Annotated in this window: 15 protein-coding genes; 9 read left to right on the top strand and 6 right to left on the bottom strand. The window is 44.3% G+C overall.

Annotated elements, in window-relative coordinates; genetic code table 11:
- Positions 1-76 precede the first annotated feature (76 nt).
- Genes DB520_RS01650 through DB520_RS01640 form a run of 3 tightly spaced genes read left to right on the top strand, consistent with a single transcriptional unit; the run spans position 77 to position 2,785 of the window.
- Positions 77-1,159 carry a type III polyketide synthase gene (locus DB520_RS01650; RefSeq protein ID WP_114748732.1) on the top strand — a complete coding sequence of 361 codons (1,083 nt, stop codon included), beginning with the start codon at positions 77-79 and terminating at the stop codon, positions 1,157-1,159.
- Positions 1,156-1,860, top strand: a complete 705-nt coding sequence (locus DB520_RS01645; RefSeq protein ID WP_114747921.1) for a methyltransferase domain-containing protein — start codon at positions 1,156-1,158, stop codon at positions 1,858-1,860. Before DB520_RS01650 ends, DB520_RS01645 begins: the two co-directional genes overlap by 4 nt.
- Before the next feature lie 52 nt (positions 1,861-1,912).
- Positions 1,913-2,785 (top strand): mechanosensitive ion channel family protein, encoded by an 873-nt coding sequence (locus DB520_RS01640; RefSeq protein WP_394340924.1) that lies wholly within the window; start codon positions 1,913-1,915, stop codon positions 2,783-2,785.
- 1,187 nt (positions 2,786-3,972) lie between these two features.
- Here the strand turns inward: DB520_RS01640 and DB520_RS01635 are convergent.
- The 4 genes from DB520_RS01635 to DB520_RS01620 all read right to left on the bottom strand — a co-directional run bounded on the left by DB520_RS01635 (position 3,973) and on the right by DB520_RS01620 (position 6,205).
- Positions 3,973-4,128 (bottom strand): Arc family DNA binding domain-containing protein, encoded by a 156-nt coding sequence (locus DB520_RS01635; RefSeq protein WP_114747920.1) that lies wholly within the window; start codon positions 4,126-4,128, stop codon positions 3,973-3,975.
- Between the two features lies 1 nt (position 4,129).
- Entirely contained in the window at positions 4,130-4,603 is a 474-nt protein-coding gene (locus tag DB520_RS01630; RefSeq protein WP_114747919.1) for a hypothetical protein, read from the bottom strand.
- 6 nt (positions 4,604-4,609) lie between these two features.
- A complete protein-coding gene (locus DB520_RS01625; protein WP_114747918.1) occupies positions 4,610-5,458 on the bottom strand; it encodes an SPFH domain-containing protein in 849 nt (282 codons plus the stop codon).
- A gap of 102 nt (positions 5,459-5,560) precedes the next feature.
- Positions 5,561-6,205, bottom strand: a complete 645-nt coding sequence (locus tag DB520_RS01620; protein WP_114747917.1) for an SDR family oxidoreductase — start codon at positions 6,203-6,205, stop codon at positions 5,561-5,563.
- 303 nt (positions 6,206-6,508) lie between these two features.
- Here DB520_RS01620 and DB520_RS01615 point away from each other — a divergent pair, with 303 nt between their 5' ends.
- The 6 genes from DB520_RS01615 (at position 6,509) to DB520_RS01590 (ending at position 14,417) form a co-directional block, all read left to right on the top strand.
- Positions 6,509-7,423 carry a glutaminase gene (locus tag DB520_RS01615; RefSeq protein ID WP_114747916.1) on the top strand — a complete coding sequence of 305 codons (915 nt, stop codon included), beginning with the start codon at positions 6,509-6,511 and terminating at the stop codon, positions 7,421-7,423.
- 127 nt (positions 7,424-7,550) lie between these two features.
- A complete protein-coding gene (locus tag DB520_RS01610) occupies positions 7,551-8,006 on the top strand; it encodes a (2Fe-2S)-binding protein (protein ID WP_114747915.1) in 456 nt (151 codons plus the stop codon).
- Positions 8,003-10,237 carry a xanthine dehydrogenase family protein molybdopterin-binding subunit gene (locus DB520_RS01605; RefSeq protein WP_232834791.1) on the top strand — a complete coding sequence of 745 codons (2,235 nt, stop codon included), beginning with the start codon at positions 8,003-8,005 and terminating at the stop codon, positions 10,235-10,237. Before DB520_RS01610 ends, DB520_RS01605 begins: the two co-directional genes overlap by 4 nt.
- A gap of 76 nt (positions 10,238-10,313) precedes the next feature.
- Positions 10,314-12,368 carry a xanthine dehydrogenase family protein molybdopterin-binding subunit gene (locus DB520_RS01600; RefSeq protein ID WP_232834790.1) on the top strand — a complete coding sequence of 685 codons (2,055 nt, stop codon included), beginning with the start codon at positions 10,314-10,316 and terminating at the stop codon, positions 12,366-12,368.
- Between the two features lie 131 nt (positions 12,369-12,499).
- The gene (locus DB520_RS01595) at positions 12,500-12,790 is read left to right on the top strand and encodes a hypothetical protein (protein ID WP_157971895.1); all 291 of its coding nucleotides are present in this window, start codon (positions 12,500-12,502) and stop codon (positions 12,788-12,790) included.
- A 253-nt stretch (positions 12,791-13,043) separates the two neighbouring features.
- Positions 13,044-14,417, top strand: coding sequence for a hypothetical protein (locus DB520_RS01590; RefSeq protein WP_114747912.1), 1,374 nt, complete (start codon positions 13,044-13,046; stop codon positions 14,415-14,417).
- A gap of 232 nt (positions 14,418-14,649) precedes the next feature.
- Here DB520_RS01590 and DB520_RS01585 read toward each other — a convergent pair whose 3' ends face one another.
- Together DB520_RS01585 and DB520_RS01580 are read right to left on the bottom strand one after the other, a co-directional pair.
- Entirely contained in the window at positions 14,650-16,788 is a 2,139-nt protein-coding gene (locus DB520_RS01585) for a c-type cytochrome domain-containing protein (protein WP_114747911.1), read from the bottom strand.
- Positions 16,789-16,828: 40 nt separating this feature from the next.
- Positions 16,829-18,286 carry a DUF1501 domain-containing protein gene (locus DB520_RS01580; protein WP_114747910.1) on the bottom strand — a complete coding sequence of 486 codons (1,458 nt, stop codon included), beginning with the start codon at positions 18,284-18,286 and terminating at the stop codon, positions 16,829-16,831.

Below are 18,286 nucleotides of genomic sequence, written 5' to 3'. Positions count from 1 at the left end.
AATGGTAACAAATCTTGGTCACTCCTGTTTTTTACTTATCTTGAAAGCTACAACTATTTACCATAAAAAAAAACAGATGGACAACCATATCGTGGCCATTGGTACCTCTAACCCTGGAGAAGCCATTCCTCAAGCCAAAATAGGGGAGTTCATGGCCATGGCACATGGATTGGGATCGGAGGAGAAAAGGAAATTACAGTTTATTTATAGAATTTCCGGTATAGAAAGCCGGTTCAGCGTATTAAGCGATTTCCATTTTCAGAATCCCGAAGAATTTGCGTTTTTTCCAAAAAACAAGAGCCTTGAGCCTTTTCCGAGTACAAAAAGAAGGATGGAGGTTTTCAGAAATATGGCCCCAGGCCTTGCGGAAAAGGCCATTTCCAAATGCCTGGAGGATTCAGAAGTGGAAGCAAGCGAAGTCACCCATCTTATTTTGGTGAGTTGTACGGGCATGTATGCACCAGGGGTGGAAATGGAAATTATTGCTAAGATGGGTTTTGCCAATACCATTGAGCGGTATGCCATTCATTTTATGGGTTGTTATGCGGCCTTTAACGGGATTAAGTTGGCAGATAGGATATTGAAGAGCCAGAAAAATGCCAAGGTATTAGTATTGGCAGTGGAGTTGTGTACCATTCATTTTCAAAAAGTATACAACGAGGATAACCTTTTGGCCAATGCCCTTTTCGGGGACGGAGCAGCCGCATTAATGATGATGCAATCCTCCCATGGCCTGAAAATCAAAGATTATCAAAGTCAAATTTTCAGCGACGGGGATGAGGACATGGCTTGGAATATCGGTGACCATGGCTTTGAGATGAAACTAACCAAATACGTACCCGAACTATTGGACACAGGCATTCAGTTTCTTCGGGAAAAGCTGGAGAAGCGTTTTTTCTTGGAAAAGATCAAGCATTTTGCCATTCACCCGGGAGGAACCCAAATCCTCAAGAAGGTAGAACAGGCATTGGGTATCCCATGGGAACAGAACAGACATGCACACCATGTGCTCAAGTCGTTCGGGAATATGTCCTCAGTTTCAATTTTGTTTGTTTTTGCTGCTATCCTGCAGGATCCCTTGGTGTCTGGTGACGTACTTTCCATGGGTTTTGGCCCTGGACTAACGATGGAAACTCTTTTGATAGAAAAAAAAGGATGAATTTAAAGCAAAGGTGTTACGAAAAGGAAAAAATGGATGACCTCTCTTGTAGTGGAGGGGAACTACTCCAGACCTTGGAAGAACTTAAAATCATCAACAGGTTGTTGGGGGGGAACAGTGTAACAACCAACGGTTTGAAGAAATTGCTGGGAGCCAGGCAGAAAGGCCCGATTGTAGTCGCGGATATCGGCTGTGGTGGGGGAGACATGATAAACACTATGGCGGCATGGGCGGAAAAAAATGAATATTCCATGAAATTTGTGGGAATAGATGCAAACCCCAATATCATTGAATTGGCCAAAGAAAGGCACCCGCACCTAGATGGGGTGAAATGGCAGGTGCTCAACGTATTCGATCCGGAGTTTTTGAAAGAAAAGGTGGATGTGGTGTGCTGCACCTTGTTTACCCACCATTTCAATGATGTGGAATTAATAAAAATGTTTCGTATTTTTAAAGATAAAGCAAGGTTGGGTATTATTGTCAACGACCTCCATAGGCATGCCTTGGCTTACCACAGTATTAAGTGGCTGACTTTCTGTTTTTCCAGATCTCCAATGGTTAAAAACGACGCTCCTCTTTCGGTAAGAAGGAGCTTTGTAAGAGAAGATTGGCAGAGGATTGGCAGAGAAGCAAACTTACCCAAAGTAGAAATTTCCTGGCATTGGGCCTTTCGTTGGCAGGTCATTTGCGCATTAAATTAAAATTTAAAAAACCTTTTATAAATATTTACCAACTGTTTAAAAAAAGCAAAGAATGATGGAATTAGACGAAAGCACCATTGAAAGCTTAATGGATGGGGCGCTAGCCTTTTCTTTAGTTGCAATCCCCAAAATCGTATTAGCAGTTGCCCTATATTTTATAGGTGCATATATCATTAAGTTTATTGTTAAGGCTCTGGGCACCGCCTTTGATAAGTATGATTTTGACAAATCTCTTTCTTCCTTTCTCAAGAGTTTTTTGAAGGGCTTGTTATATGTCCTGCTAATTCTAGCGGTGTTGTCCACTCTTGGCGTAGAGGTTACGGCCTTTATTGCAGTATTAGGTGCAGCCGGTTTGGCTGTAGGATTGGCCTTGCAGGGGTCCCTCTCCAACTTTGCTGGAGGGGTGCTCATTTTGGTGTTCAAGCCCTTTAAAGTGGGGGATACCATAGATGCACAAGGCACTTTGGGAGGGGTAGAATCAATCGATATCCTCTATACCAAAGTGAGAAATTTCGACAATAAAGTGGTTACAATTCCGAATGGTGCACTGGCTAACAACAACATCACCAACTTCTCTGCCAAGCCTACAAGAAGGGTGGAAATGTCTGTAGGGGTGGCCTACGGTACCAATCTAAAAAAAGCCAGGGAAGTTATTCTGGATGTGTTGAAAAAAGATGACAGGATTCATGCTGATCCCGAACCCGTTGTCCTGTTCACCAACTTTGGGGACAGTTCCTTGGACCTTTCGGTAAGGTGCTGGGCGGATGCCGCTAACCTCTGGCCTGTTTATTGGGACAAAATGGAGGAGATTAATAATGCCTTAGAGGATAATGACATTGTCATCCCATTTCCACAGCGGGATGTGCATCATTTTTTCCCCGATGGTAAGGTTAAGATCGAGAAACTTGTCAACGAAGATCAATGAAAAAAAGATAGGTGAAAAAATGCCGGAGCCTCTTATACTACCAAGCACTTGAGGCTCCGGGCAAACCCTACATTAAAAAATAACCAACTACCAATAACTAAATCCAACTTCACGGATCAACCGCACTGCCAACTTCACTTCTTACGGCACTTTCCTTCTCACTTCTAGCTGCACATTGCTCCCCTACTTTCCAACGGCACTACCTACTTCGCTCTATCTACACTGCCAACTTCACCTTACTTCACTTAGCTATTTTCTCGGTGTGGACACTTGCTGTCCATCACTTTCCCAACCCCACCCTTGGGTTCATGGCATCAATAGTGACGACAATAATCTTCGGGTCAGATTCCCAATATTTTTTGGAGTTGCTTGTTCCTCCCTATCGTCCATCGCAATGTTTAATTGTTAGGACATTCGAAAGGTAATATGGCAAAAATTAAAAACCCAAAATAAAGTTAAATATTTCATTAAAAAAATGGACAAAACATTTTGTTAATAGTGAAATGCAAATATCCGTATTTGGGTGAATTTGCTCACCTGTTATTTAAGGTTTTTCTTTTAAAAACTGGGTTTAATCAAATATTAAAAACTTAATCCATCACTCATTTTCAGTTACTTATAAGAATACCACAAGGGAAAGTTGGATATGCACAATTTTTGGTAAAAGCACTTCAAGTAAAAATTAATATTGAAAAGTGGAAGGACATATAGCCCTTGGGTTTCGGCAAATGATACCCATCCCATAATAATTTTTCTGAGGATCGGTTGAGCAGGGGATGTTGTGGGACAAAAAAAAGCCCGGAAAGTATTTTCCAGGCCTCATACAAACCCTAAGTACAGGGTCAACCATTTTTCTTTTTCTCGGCCTGCTTGGCTTTTTTATCCGCCCTTTTCTCCATCATGGATTTAGCCGCCTTTTTTTTAGGGTCTTTTTTCTCTCCTTTATCCTTACTCATAGCTTCTGGAATTTGTGGAAAAGGTAGTGGTAAATTTCAGTATTGTCAATAGACAGGGCCTGCTATATTTTGGTTTTGTCCTTCTTTTGAAAATTTCGGCATTTCTGATTTTAGATTTTGGATTGGGTTTCTCTTCCAGTTATTTACGGTCAGGGGTTTTTGTAATTCATAATTAAACAATTCCTGATTTCCCTACCCTTCCCTTTCCAGTAAACAATTAACCATTACCAATCACTTCTCCTTCAACCTCCCCGCCTTCTTCAGCGCTTCATGAATGATCCATTCCAACTGCCCATTGGTGCTTCTAAATTCATCCGCAGCCCATTTCTCCACGGCCTTCATCGTCTTTTCATCTATCCTGAGTGCAAATGCTTTTTTATTAGGCATATTATTTTAATTTCCATTCATCTATTATGCTTCTTGCCTCACCGGGTTTTCTGGTGCTAAGCACAAATTTTTTGCCAGCGGACTCGACTTGTATTGCAGCCTCATTGGAAAACACATAGGCCCACTTTTTGAAATTATAGCGAATTCCAAGGCCACCAAACTTCCACATCATTCCTTTGTTAAGCACTTCGATATTGGTGATTTTTTCTTTCGGGTATTTTCTCCAACCTGTTATGGGGAAGCAACGGTACGAAAGTCCAAATCGGTCAATACGGGTCTCCAATTCAATACTCATAATGAACCAAAAGGCACCCAATATAATCCCGACCACAATCAAGAAGGGGATATACCCATCCTCACCAAAATTACCGGTGAGCCAGAGCACTGTCATAAGCACAAGGGTGGGTAGCTCTATCATTAGGATCAAATACATCACCCAGGTATTTCTAAAATGTTGGTTTTCCTTGAATACCATACTTTTTTATTGATGCAAACTCCCCACATTCAGGACAGGACTGGCATTTTTGTCGGAGCAAAGCACCACCATCAGGTTACTTACCATTGCTGCCTTTTTGTCCTCCTCAAACTCTATAATCCCCTTGATTTTCAAGTCCTCCAGTGCCATCTCCACCATTCCCACCGCACCGTCAACAATCTTTCTTCGAGCAGCAACTATTGCAGTTGCCTGTTGGCGTTGCAACATGGCTGAAGCTATTTCTGAGGAATAGGCCAGATGGGAAATCCTGGCCTCTATTACCTTGATGCCGGCATGTTGAAGTCGGTCTATGATCTCCACTTCCAGGGACTGGTTTACCTCTTCCACACCCGAACGTAGGGTGATCTCCGCATCCTCCGCCTCGAAGTCATCATAGGGGTAGGAGCCTGCCATTTTTCTTACCGCGGCATCTACCTGAAGATGGACGAAATTTTCATACTCATCCACATCAAAATAGGCCTTGTAGGTATTCTCCACTTGCCATACCACTATAGTGCCGATCATGATGGGATTGCCTATTTTGTCATTTACCTTAATGGGCTTGTTTTCAAAATTTCGCACACGCAATGAAATTTTCTTTTTGGTCATAAAGGGATTTACCCAGAAAAAGCCGTCCGCTTTCACGGAGCCCTTATACGAACCGAAAAGCAGCATTACCATGGCCTTATTGGGTTCCACGATAAAAAATCCGGGCAAGATCAATACCCCTAGGAGGAGCAGCACTACACCGACCCATGGTTCCAGGTAGGCCATACTTATGCCCGAAAGTGTAAATAAGGTAAGTACCACTAAAATCATGGGGTAGCCAGAGGTGGGTTTGATTAATTTTTCCATAGTACAGTAATATTAAAATGATATCATTTTAATATACGCAACACAAAAAATAAGGATGCAAAAAATCTCATTTTTTTGCATCCTCGTCCAGAAAAGGATGTATTATAATCCTCCTAATGCATCCTTGAAGGATTTATCCCCCTCCGTGAGGTCAAAAGCCTTACCTATGGTTTTTTCTTCCTCCAGACTAGCCAGAAGGACTGTTGCCACGTCTTCCCTGGAGACTTTTCCTCTTTCTAGTTGTTCGGAGATGGCTACTTTTCCTGCGCCCTTGTCGTTGGTGAGCCCACCCGGTCGGACAATGGTGAAATCCAAACCACTTTCAGCGAGGCAACGGTCGGCATAATGTTTGGCCACATAATAGGGCCTTATCTTCTGGTTCCAGTTTTTCCTGTTGTTTGCTTGAAGTGCACTAACCATAAGGTATCTTTTGGTGCCTGCTTTTGAGGCAGCTTCCATGGTTTTAACTGCTCCGTCCAAGTCCACCAAAAGCGTTTTATCAGGGCCTGTTTTCCCTCCGGATCCTGCAGAGAATACTACTGCATCATGGCCTCGGATGACTTTGGTCAACTCCTCTACCGAGCCTTCCAGGTCTACAAGCAGGCCTTTTACACCTTTGGACTGAAAGTCCTTGGCCTGTTCCTCCTTCCGCACTGCGGCAGTGACTTCATGTGTTCCTTCTTTTTTTATTTTGTCGATTAATATTTTACCGATCTGGCCATTCGCTCCAAATACTATGATCTTCATATGATTATATTTTGATTTTTAAAGGTCAAAACTTGTCCTACAATTTAACTCGGGATAGCATGTCCCTGCCTGCCCCGAACTCGCTTCGGGGAACTCGTTTCGGGAGCCTGTCCTGGAGTTGTTTCGGGAAAAAAAACCAGTGATGAAGCCCCTGATAGCTATCGGGGGTGCACCCAGTAAGTGACGATCCCGTCATGCCTGCCTGTGTAGACAGGCTCGATTTAATGTTTTGGGTTTATTTTTTGTTATATTGGATTGCTTTTTGTGCTTGGACTTACTCAACCAACAAGATTCGCTCCAAAAATGGATTATCAATCATTGATCGAAGAAGTATATGACGAGGTCAAACACCAAAACCTCAAAGGGAAGGTGGCCGACTACATCCCAGAACTGGCCAAGGTAGATGGATCAAAATTCGGCATTGCCCTAGTGGACTTGGACGGGCAGGTGTATGGGGTAGGGGATTACCGGGAACCTTTTTCCATCCAAAGTATATCCAAAGTACACACACTTACCATGGTTTTTCATGCCTTTAAAAGTAAACTATGGTCCAGGGTCAATGTGGAACCCAGCGGCAACCCCTTTAATTCTATTGCCCAATTGGAATATGAAAAGGGAATTCCCAGAAACCCCTTTATCAACGCCGGGGCTCTGGTCATTACCGATGCCTTGGTGAGTAAATACAAGGATCCCATAAAGCAAACCATAGAATATGTGGATGAATTGGCAGGTACGCATTGCGTAAGGATAGATGAAGAGGTCAAGAAATCGGAATTGGCACATTCAGAGCGGAATACTGCCTTGGCCTATTTTTTAAAAGCCTATAAGAACTTTGAGAATCCGGTGGAGGAAGTAATGGAAGCCTATGTGTCCCAATGTGCCATTGAAATGTCCTGTGAGGAGCTTGCCAAGACTTTTTCTTTTTTGGCCAACAATGGGTATTCCGTTTTTGCCAAAAAGCAGATTTTGACGGAAACTCACGCCAAAAGGGTAAATGCACTTATGCTTACCTGTGGTTTCTATGATGAATCGGGGGAATTCGCTTTCAGGGTCGGAATGCCTGGCAAAAGTGGTGTGGGGGGAGGAATAGGTGCGATTATGCCTGGTAAGTTTAGCATTGGTGTGTGGAGTCCGGAATTGAACGAGAAAGGAAATTCGGAGAAGTCTATAAAGGCGCTTGAATTGCTGACCGATAAATTGCAATTCTCCTTGTTTTAATCCTGCTAGAAATCAGAGGGTCTTTTTTGGTACCATTGAGCATCTTCTTTTTCCTGATATACCATTTTGGATTGGTTTTGGCTTAGATTTTTTATACCTTATAATTGTTTCATCCAAGGCTAAAACCATGAAAATCAACGTAAACGGAAAATCCCATACCATAAACGTAAGTGCCAACCCCACCCTGCTGGAAGTGCTGAGAGAGCAACTTGAGCTTACAGGCACCAAATACGGATGTGGAGAAGCTGCCTGTGGGGCATGTAGGGTAATGATGGACGGTACTGCCGTCCCAGCATGTATAACGCCTGCGGTAAGTGCCCAGGGCAAGGACATCACCACCATAGAGGGACTGGAAAAAAATGGCAAATTGCACCCCGTACAGGAGGCTTTTTTGGAAGAAGACGTGTTTCAATGCGCCTATTGTGCCTCGGGAATGATTGTTTCTGCAGTAGCACTTTTGGAAAGAAATGCCAGCCCATCTCGTGAGGAAATCATAGAAGCCATGAATGGAAACATCTGTAGGTGCTGTACCTATCCACAAATTATGGCTGCCATCGAAAAAGCTAAAACAAGTAAAGCATGAAATCGAGCCTGTCTACAGGCAGGCATGACGAGCCCGTCACACACTGGGATGATTATCCTTTGCGAGATTCCATGTGGCAAATAAAAATCAATTATAAACACATGAAAAAGCAGCAAGACGAGAACCATATATTTCCAGAACAGTACGAACTGTTTGAAAAAAAGATAGCTGGTAGTCCCATTACCCGCCGGAGTTTTTTCAAAAGGATGGGAGCAGGCATCGCTTCCTACCTTGTAGTCTCAGATATACTGGCAGGCCCAATTGCCAAAAGCTTTACCAGGGAGGCAGCCGAGGACACTATTGGTGCTTGGATCCATGTTAATGGAGAAGGAAGGATTACCTGCTATACCGGTAAGGTAGAAGTAGGCCAGAACATTAGGACTTCCTTGGCTCAGGTTGTAGCAGAAGAACTATTTGTCAAGGTAGAGGATATCCAATTCATAATGGGCGACACCCTACTGACACCCTATGACAGGGGAACTTTTGGAAGCCTTACCACTCCCCAAATGGCCCCAAAATTGCGAAAAGCTGCGGCTTCTGTGCGGGAACTTTTAAAAGCAACCGCTGCCAAAGAATGGAATACCAGCTCCACAAGTTTACAACTGGAGCAGGGAATAGTCTTTCACCCTTCAAACGGAAAGAGGTTAAGTTACGCACAACTTGCCAATGGAAAGAAGTTGGCACAAAGGGTAAACGAGGACGTACAAGTGGTACCGGTGGAGGATTGGAAAATTGCCGGAACCTCTGTGCCCAAGGTGAATGGCAAATTCTATATTACCGGAAGCCACAAGTATGTTTCGGATCTTAAACTTCCTGACATGCAGTACGGAAAGGTATTGCGTCCCCCTTATTTGGGCGCAAAGTTAACCTCATTGGATACCTCTGATGCTGAAAAGGTGCAGGGGGTAAGGGTCGTTAAGGATGGGGATTTTGTAGGAGTAACAGCACCTGACTCTACCACGGCAAAAATGGCCCTCGCAATGATCAATGCAGAATGGGAACGGAAAAAACAACCGTCCCGGAAACAACTTTTTTCCCATTTAAAGGAAAATGCCAATAAACAGCCCGACAAAAAACCGAATGTGGAGGAGGCTTTTGCCAATGGTGCTAAGAAGGTTACTTCCGCTTTTCATGTGGATTATATTGCCCACACCCCTTTGGAGCCAAGGGCGGGATTGGCAGAATGGAAGAATGGTGAGCTAAATGTATGGACAGGCACCCAGAGACCCTTTGGGGTCCAGGAGGAATTAGAAAAAGAATTTGGATTAGCCAAGGATAAAATTAGGGTTAGAATGCCTGATACCGGCTCTGGTTACGGCGGAAAGCATACCGGGGAGGCAGGGATCGAAGCTGCCAAACTAGCGAAAGCCATTGGTAAACCTGTAAAGGTAAACTGGACTAGGGAAGAGGAGTTTATGTGGGCCTATTGCAGGCCAGCAGGGCTGATTGAGGTAAGAGGGGCTTTGGATGCGAATGGAAAACTTGCGGCTTGGGAAATGTTCAATTACAATAGTGGGGGGGCTGGAATTGAATCCCCCTATGATGTTCCAGCCAAGCACCAACAATTCATTTCTTCCGACACTCCACTGAGACAAGGTTCTTACAGGGCCCTGGCTTCTACGGCCAATGTGTTTGCAATAGAGTCAGTCATGAATGATTTGGCCTCGGAGCAGGGGAAGGATCCAATGGAATTCAGGATGGAACATCTTTCTGACGAGCGACTCCGAAGAGTATTGAAAGATACAGCATCCAAATTTGGATGGGAAAAGGAAAAGCGATCTGATAGGGGTTTCGGGTTGGCATGTGGCTTTGTGAAGGGAGGTTATGTAGCAACCTGCGCTGAGGTTTATGTAGATCCCGAAACGAAAGAGGTAAAAGTATTGAAGTTGGTGACAGGCTTTGAATGCGGTGCCATCCTCAATCCCCGGCACTTGAAAAGTCAAGTGCTGGGCTGCGTGTTGCAGGGACTGGGCGGTGCCCTTTTTGAAGCAGTTGATTTTGACAATGGGCAAATCCTCAATGCTGCCTTTTCCTCCTATAGGGTCCCTAGGTTCAAGGACATTCCAGAGACGGAAGTGTTATTGATAAACCGGCCTGATTTACCTCCTGCCGGTGCGGGTGAAGCCCCTATCATCGGAGTGGCCCCTGCCATTCGAAATGCCATTCAGGATGTAACTGGGGAAAGAATCAACAAACTCCCGTTGGTCCCTTCCGGAAAGATTAGGGCCTAATCCCCAATGGGCGTTTATTTGACTTTATTTTAAACCAAAACTTACTACCATGCCTTTGGAAAACCCAACATCAAACATGAAAAATGACTTTTCAGGCAATAGCCGAAGGGCTTTCCTCAAACAGGTAGGATTAGGATTGGGAACATTCGTATTATATAGCGACCTAATTGCCTTTCCTTCAGACCAAAGGAAAATCGAGGAGGAGGATTCCATAGCCTCATTCATTCATGTTGCAGAGGATGGCCATATTACAGCCTATTCCGGAAAAACCGAAGTGGGCCAAAATATACGTACCTCCCTTGCGCAAGTGGTGGCAGAGGAGTTGCGTGTTCCTTTTGAAATGGTGGACATGGTGTTGGCAGACACCAAGCTTACCCCTTATGACAGGGGCACCACCGGTAGCCGTACCACCCCGCAGATGTCCCTTACCCTAAGAAAGGCTGCAGCTACTCTTAGGGAAATGCTGAAAGAAGAGGCCTCGGATTCATGGCAAATAGGGAAGACCTCCTTGTCCTTGGAAGGAGGTGCTATAGCACATCCAAGCAATGGGAAAAGACTTACCTATGCAGAACTCGCCAATGGCAAGCGGCTTTTTGAACCTTACAGGGACAATGTTGAGCTCACGCCTGTAAATGAATGGAAGATAGCTGGAACTTCTGTCCCAAAAGCAAGGGGCAGGGATTATGTCACCGGGAAGCACAAGTATGTTTCAGATTTATCGCTGCCCAATATGCAATATGGTAAAATATTGCGACCCCCAGTCTACGGAGCCAAGCTTAAAAGTCTGGATATTAGCCAAGTTAAATCGATGGAGGGGGTACAGGTTGTCCGCAACGGAGATTTTGTGGGGGTTACAGCCCCGGATGCCACCACTGCTTCGCAAGCACTTGCTTTATTGGATGCAAGCTGGGATAGTAAGGAACATGTTTCTAGGAAAAATCTTTTTGACCATTTGGTCAAGCATGCAAACTTATCGGAAAAGGAGCTGGAGTTTGAGGCGCTTAATGGCTTTGAAGATAGGTTGGAGCAAGAATTTCATATTGATTACATTTCCCATGTTCCCTTGGAAACCCGTGTAGGTGTGGCTGAATGGGATGACGATGAACTTACAGTTTGGACAGGTACACAAAAGCCTTTTGGGGTTCAAGAGGATCTGTGCAACGAGTTTAGCATCAGCAAGGCAAAGGTTAGAGTAATTACCCCTGATACGGGTTCCGGATATGGGGGTAAACATACGGCGGAAGCCGGGGTGGAGGCCGCAAAATTGGCCAAGGGCGTGGAAAAACCGGTGAAAGTACAATGGACCCGGGAAGAGGAATTTAAATGGGCCTATTTCAGACCTGCTGGAGTTATCCAGGTGAAGAGTGCGCTTGAATCCAATGGCAATTTAGGTGCCTGGCAATTTCACAATTTCAACAGTGGTGGTTCGGGTATGCAAACACCCTATCGGGTGAAGGAAAAGCAGGAAAAGTATCACCGGTCAGACACTCCCTTGCGGCAAGGTTCTTATAGGGCATTGGCTTCTACGGCAAATGTTTTTGCGATTGAGTCCCAAATGACCGATTTAGCGTATTACCTAAAGGAGGATAGCCTGGCCTTTCGACTTAGACATCTGGATGACCCTAGGATGAAAGACGTATTAATTGCAGCTGCAGAGAAATTCCATTGGGAAAATAAACTTCCCCAAGGAAGGGGCAAGGGGCTTGGCTGCGGCTATGTTAAAGGAGGATACGTGGCCACTTTTGCAGAGGTGGCATTTGATAAGGAAAGCCAAAAAGTTGTAGTCAAGCGACTGGTGACCGCTTTCGAATGTGGTGCTATTATCCATCCGAAGCATTTGAAGAGCCAGGTAGTGGGTTGTGTACTACAGGGCTTGGGTGGAGCTTTGTTTGAGGCAGTGGACTTTGAAGATGGAAAAATTAACAATGCCTCCCTCAGTACTTATAGAGTACCCAAATTTTCAGATATACCAGAAGTAGAAGTGGTGCTTTTGAACCGCAAAGACTTGGATCCCGCTGGTGCTGGAGAGGCGCCTATCCTTGGGGTTGCCCCGGCGATTCGGAATGCGATTTTAGATGCAAGTGGCAAAAGAATAAACCGTCTACCAATGATTCCTGACGGAAAGGTTTAATGTTTTCTTATTGATTCTTAATGTGTTAATGATCAGTAATGAGCATTCCTTAACTTTTTTCCTAACTTTTGTACAAAGGACTTCGTAATTTAAGGTGTTCAGACAATGGTTATCTCATAAAACCCTTCCCGATGAAACAATTCTCGTATTTGCTGCTTTGCCTATGTATGTTGGTGGCAATGGCCTGTTCCAATGATGATGATCCGGATGATCTCATGAAGGCAAGGGAGGTGGCATGGAATAGCCTGGATGAGGAGACTAGGGAAACGGTAACCACTGATTGGCGAGGTGCTCGTGTTGATGTAAATGAGGAAACTTATTTGGTGTTTTTCAATACCACGGCAGATCCCCTTCTCGGTCCTGTTGGCGTTTTTGTCAACAGAACCAACTTCGAGATAGAGGGGTATTCTCCCAGATTTTGATAATGTTAAGGAACTTCCAAGAACCGTTTTTCTTAAAACGGTCTTTTTGTGTCTGCTAAACAATTTACCTCAAATTAACGTAAATTTTAAGTAATATGTCAATGGCAGGGTTAATTATCATTGGCGAGATTCTCCCGAAACGAGTGAGGGGCAAGCTACCCCGACCTTTGGTACGGGGTAAGTTCTCGAAGCAAGCTTGCCGGATCGGCAGGTTTGGGACTGGTTATGGACGATGAAAGAAAATTATAATCATATGAAGCAGCTTTTGATTCTTATATTGTTTTGGGGTGTAGCAAACCACCTTTTGGCCCAGGATCTTGTCCATTTAAGCGGGGTAGTGGAAAAGCCCATAGTCAATCAGACTGTAGGGGACACCATCACTGTCTATGCAATTAAGGAAAATTTTAACTCTGGTAGGGAAAGATACATGGTAAGAGGAACCGAAGGCTTTACCTTTTACAACAGTGACCGTATTCGGATTTTAGAGGGAGAGCTTAGTTTTTGGGAAGAAATATGGATGAGAAATAGGGCCGAAGAGGTCTATAAAAATGGATGGGAAAGGGAATTACGTGCTGATATCAGAGAAGATGCAACTGACTATTTTATTCAGGCTCAAAGCAGCAATATGATTTTTGAGGATGACATGTTATATGATTACCTCTATCAGCTCATTCATAGGATCCATCCATACCCCCTGTTAAAGGAAACAGCAAGTAATTTTAGCGTGTTGGTACTAACCTCTATGGAAGAAAGGATTTTTTCTTTTGACAATGGGATGATTATACTAACAACCGGCTATCTGGCATCCTTATCCTCAGAGAAGGAGCTTACCGAGGCTTTGGCAGTTGCGATTGCTCACACCAATTTGGAGCATAATCTAGTGAACCTTAAATATGAAATTAGGGCAGAGAGAAGGGCAAGGATCTGGGGAACTGTGGCAGCAACGGCTGCTTCCGTGGCCCTTGCTTTTGACCAAAATCAAAATGATGTTTTTTTTAATAGTATGGTAGCACAGGACTTTGGCAGGTCCGTATATTTTTTAGCAGACGAGATACTGAAAAATATAGGGGCAAAGTATGACCAGGAACAAATGAATGAGGCGGAAAGGGTTGGGCTTTACTATATGAACTCAGCATACGAGGGAGAAAAATTAGATTCCAGAAGTTATTTATCCCTAACGGCCAATGCCATCAGTTTTGCGGCAATGCAAGAATATGTAGTGAAAAACTACCATTATGCCCATCAATTACTCTTAAAGCTCGAGGAATTAGATATTGCCACAGACCGGGATTATTTATTGCTCAGTCAAATTCAGCGAAAGCTATCCAACTCCCCGGAATCTGATGATATTGCACTGTACTATCTCAAAAAAGCAAAGGGAAAGTCCCTTTCTCCCCTCATCGAAATTGATAAGGAAATGGCCCTTGTGTTCAGCAGAATGGGAAACCATCAAAAAACCGAAGAGGCATTGCTTAATTACAGGGAAAATTTATTAGAAAAAAGAAAGGATGGTATAAACGTGAAAAAGGAATTAGATCGTGTAGAGCAGGTTCTTCAGCGAAAATCCTTTCAAATTATGCCGCTTTCCGAAAATGATGATCAGTACGAAAGTTCTTCTTCACACTAAGATAGGGAAGAATCCTCCTATTAAATGAATTCAGGAACACCCTATTTTTGTTGGGAAACCACAACTTTAGATGAAGGTTTGGTAAAAAGGATTTTTACACTTGAGTTTAAATTTCTTGCCACACTATCCCAAAGGGCTTCTGGGTTTGCACTAGGGATGGTCATAGCGCCTAGGATGCTGCCCTTGGTCTGCTCATTATTACGTTAATCGATTACCCCCAGGGATGGTACGTTTAATTCATTACCAACTCATCCACCATAAGCCAAGCTTTGCCACCAGCGCCTCCATGCCAGTTTGGTAATGAAGAAAGGGGTTTAGCCACCACACGCATTTCTTTCACTCCCTCCGTAGCGAAAGGAATTTCCAGTTGCTTCAGCAGTGCTTTTTCTTCTTTTTGGGGTATATTGGGTTTATGGGTTTTTGCCAGTTGCCAATCACCATCCTTATCCTTGAGATAAATTTCCACTTCTTGGGGAGGAAAAAATCGTGCACCGAGGTTAAACCAGATGGATAGAGACATAGAACTGATGTCCGTGGGTTCTTCAAAGCTCAGTTCTACATCCAAAGGGTGGTTGATGAAGCCCAGCCAGTTAAGGTTCCACACATCCGGAATTGCCTTTTTTCTGTCAAACAAACTATTTACCCCATCCCCTTTATGCCTATCCGCAGGGGGGAAGTTAAGGGTATAGGAAGATGGTCTTATTCTGGACCGGATGAATTCGGCTGTGCTGGTTTCACTTCCCGCCCAGCCCTCTGCAAATGCCCTTGTCTTAATGGTGAGGTTTTCCTCTATTGTCAGTGGGCCTTCATATAGGATGTAATTGCTGCTATCAGGTTCTTCGCCGTCTAAGGTATAAAATAGACTGGTGCCCTGTATAGCGTGCTCTATGCGCACCTCGATCTGATCTTGAAAAAAAGCCTTGTCGAACTTAATGACTGGAGGGTTTAATTGATAGACCGTTCCATCGTCTCTATAGCCCGTCTCGATGTAAGTGTCCCCTAAAGCAGATTGAAGGGTACTGATTTGCTCATTACTAAGCCCACTGTTCCAGAGGAAAAGTTGCTTTAGAGACTTGAGCTCTTGGAGGTTTTCCACCCCATTATCGTCTATTTTGTTCCCGGATAAACTAAGCAACTTCAGGTTTTCCAAGGGACGAAGGTGCCCGAGGCCCTCTCCAGAAATATCTGTAAAATTTAGGTAGAGCCTTTCCAAATTGGGAAAATCAGAAAGTTTATCCAGATCCTCATCCTTCAGGGGCATATTGCTGAGGTTTAAGGAAACGGTTTGTTCCCGTATCTCTTTAAGGTCTTCCAAGGAAGAGGGGTCGAAGGCGGATCTCCCAAAATAACTTACTGCAATTGCGGGTGAGTTCATGCCCAATGCCTGAACCTTTCTGTAGAAATTATTGAGGTTTTCCACCGTGGAAGCATCGGCTTTAGGGAAGTCGTAGGATTTAGGTTTCGAGGTGAATTTTTGGACGGCGAGTTGGTAGGTCATTGTGGTGTCCGGAAATGCCAATACCTTTTGGTCAAAAACTGCTCCATCCCTAATCCATGCAGAAAGTAAGTCCTTTTCCTCATCCGAAAGTTGGGGTTTACCTTTTGGAGGCATATGGTCTTCATCCTCTAGCGGAAGATGTATACGTTGAAAGATAAGGCTTTCCTCTTCATCTCCAGGAACCAAGGCTGGGCCTGACTCACCTCCCGTGGTGATGAATTCCGGTTTGTCCAATCTAAGTTCTCCTTTTTGTTTGGAGGCTTTGTGGCAGGAGATACATTTTTTTTCTAAAATAGGTAAGATGACATGATCGAATACTTCCGCTTCCTCCAAACTGACTAACTTTTCCTGTTGGCTAATCAGTGGAGCTGTCAAAAAATCCTCCCCATGGGTAATGGAGGCACCTAGGTGCCCTGATACCAAGAGCGCCAGTGCCACTACTACCATCCCCGCTTTTTGTAGGCTGGGGTTGACCTTTTCTAGGTAAGCATACAAAATGGAGGATATCCAAAATACGAGTAGGCCTGTCCATTTATGCCACTGGAGAGCTTCTCTTTCATAGCCTTCCTCATGGGAAAGTAATAAACCTGCAATTACCGTAAAGGCTGCCAGTAAACAACCTATTAATAATAGACTGGATCCATAGTGATAGCTGTCCAAAGGGTCTTTCATTATCCTGGGAAATGCTAGGATTAAGACTGCCAATAACAACACCACAATGGGGAAATGTAATAGGAGGGGATGCATGCGTCCAAACACATGTAGCCAGTCTGGGATAACCAGGCGGCTCTCTGCCACTACCAACACCAGGACAAACATATGTGTGGCAAACAGGAGCTGGCCTAGGCCAGCCTTCAACTTTTCTGTTAGCATATAAGGTTAATATTGGGAATTTAGGATCTTTGGGTTTAGACTATGCGAGCAAATCATTGACCACGTGTCCAGACACGTCTGTTAGCCTGTACCTTCTGCCTTGATGCCTGAAGGTAAGTCGTTCGTGATCAATTCCCAATAGGTGTAACATGGTGGCCTGAAAGTCGTGTACATGCACGGGGTCCTTTACGATGTTATAGCCAAATTCATCCGTTTCTCCATATACTGTACCTGGTTTTATCCCCCCACCGGCCATCCACATGGAGAAAGCCCTGGGATGGTGATCTCTTCCATAATTGTCCTCAGAAAATTTCCCTTGACAATAATTAGTCCTTCCAAATTCCCCTCCCCAAATTACCAATGTCTCATCCAAAAGACCTCTTTGCTTAAGGTCGGTAATTAGGGCTGCAGAGGCTTGATCAGTATCTTTTGCTTGCATGGCCATTTCGTTAGGCAAATTGCCATGTTGATCCCAGCCTTGGTGATAAAGTTGTACGAACCTTACTCCATTTTCTGAAAGTTTCCTGGCCAGCAAACAATTGGCTGCATAAGTTCCGGGCACCAGACACTCCGGTCCATAAAGTTTCACAATACTATCTGGTTCCTTACTTAGGTCAGTCACTTCAGGAACTGCCGTTTGCATTCGGTAGGCCATTTCATATTGCTGGATTTTGGTGTTTATTTCAGGGTCACCAAATTGTTGGTAACTCATCTGGTTCAGGTCGGCAAGCTTATCAAGCATTCTCCTCCTGTCGGATTTGCTCATGCCATCGGGGTCGTTGAGGTAGAGTACGGGTTCTTCTCCACTTGAAAACTGTACTCCTTGGTGAACCGAATCCAAGAATCCGTTGGTCCAAAGTTTTGAATAAACCCCCTGACCGTTTCCTTTGCCCCTGGAGAGCAATACACAAAAGCTGGGCAGGTTGTTGTTTTCGCTTCCCAACCCGTAGCTTAACCAGGCACCCATACTGGGGCGGTTGCCCACTTGGGCTCCTGTCTGGAAAAAAGTAAGTGCAGGGTCGTGATTGATAGCTTCCGTATGCATGGATTTGACGATGCAGATATCATCCACTATTTTGGCTGTATAGGGAAACAAGTCGCTGACCCATGCATCCGATTGTCCATATTGCTTAAAGCCATGGTAGGAACCTACCAGTGGAAAGGAGGACTGGCCGGAGGTCATGCCTGTAAGCCTTTGACCCTTGCGAATGCTTTCAGGAAGCTCTTCACCCAGCCGCTTGTTAAGCATAGGCTTATAATCGAAAGATTCCAATTGACTTGGAGCCCCGTTTTGGAAAAGATAAATCACCCTTTTTGCTTTTGGGGCAAAATGGGGAATATTCGCCATGAGCCGATCTGTGTCCAAAGTGGATTTTCCCTTGAATAGATCGGGAATAAGAAGGGAGCCCAAGGCAACACTTCCTAACCCGAGGCTGAGTCTCGACAAAAACTTCCTTCTGTTTTCATTTAGTCCGCCTTCTAATCTCTCTTTTTCCAT

The organism is Pleomorphovibrio marinus (genome assembly GCF_003347495.1).
Classification (GTDB): domain Bacteria; phylum Bacteroidota; class Bacteroidia; order Cytophagales; family Cyclobacteriaceae; genus Pleomorphovibrio; species Pleomorphovibrio marinus.
Note: the sequence above shows the minus strand (reverse complement) of the source record. Positions and strands in the feature narration are given on the sequence as shown.

Bases quoted from the DNA above. Each gene is read 5' to 3' on its own strand.
- DB520_RS01650 (WP_114748732.1), top strand. From the start codon at position 77: ATGGACAACCATATCGTGGCCATTGGTACCTCTAACCCTGGAGAAGCC.
- DB520_RS01645 (WP_114747921.1), top strand. From the start codon at position 1,156: ATGAATTTAAAGCAAAGGTGTTACGAAAAGGAAAAAATGGATGACCTC.
- DB520_RS01640 (WP_394340924.1), top strand. From the start codon at position 1,913: ATGATGGAATTAGACGAAAGCACCATTGAAAGCTTAATGGATGGGGCG.
- DB520_RS01635 (WP_114747920.1), bottom strand. From the start codon at position 4,128: ATGCCTAATAAAAAAGCATTTGCACTCAGGATAGATGAAAAGACGATG.
- DB520_RS01630 (WP_114747919.1), bottom strand. From the start codon at position 4,603: ATGGTATTCAAGGAAAACCAACATTTTAGAAATACCTGGGTGATGTAT.
- DB520_RS01625 (WP_114747918.1), bottom strand. From the start codon at position 5,458: ATGGAAAAATTAATCAAACCCACCTCTGGCTACCCCATGATTTTAGTG.
- DB520_RS01620 (WP_114747917.1), bottom strand. From the start codon at position 6,205: ATGAAGATCATAGTATTTGGAGCGAATGGCCAGATCGGTAAAATATTA.
- DB520_RS01615 (WP_114747916.1), top strand. From the start codon at position 6,509: ATGGATTATCAATCATTGATCGAAGAAGTATATGACGAGGTCAAACAC.
- DB520_RS01610 (WP_114747915.1), top strand. From the start codon at position 7,551: ATGAAAATCAACGTAAACGGAAAATCCCATACCATAAACGTAAGTGCC.
- DB520_RS01605 (WP_232834791.1), top strand. From the start codon at position 8,003: ATGAAATCGAGCCTGTCTACAGGCAGGCATGACGAGCCCGTCACACAC.
- DB520_RS01600 (WP_232834790.1), top strand. From the start codon at position 10,314: ATGAAAAATGACTTTTCAGGCAATAGCCGAAGGGCTTTCCTCAAACAG.
- DB520_RS01595 (WP_157971895.1), top strand. From the start codon at position 12,500: ATGAAACAATTCTCGTATTTGCTGCTTTGCCTATGTATGTTGGTGGCA.
- DB520_RS01590 (WP_114747912.1), top strand. From the start codon at position 13,044: ATGAAGCAGCTTTTGATTCTTATATTGTTTTGGGGTGTAGCAAACCAC.
- DB520_RS01585 (WP_114747911.1), bottom strand. From the start codon at position 16,788: ATGCTAACAGAAAAGTTGAAGGCTGGCCTAGGCCAGCTCCTGTTTGCC.
- DB520_RS01580 (WP_114747910.1), bottom strand. From the start codon at position 18,286: ATGGAAAAAGAGAGATTAGAAGGCGGACTAAATGAAAACAGAAGGAAG.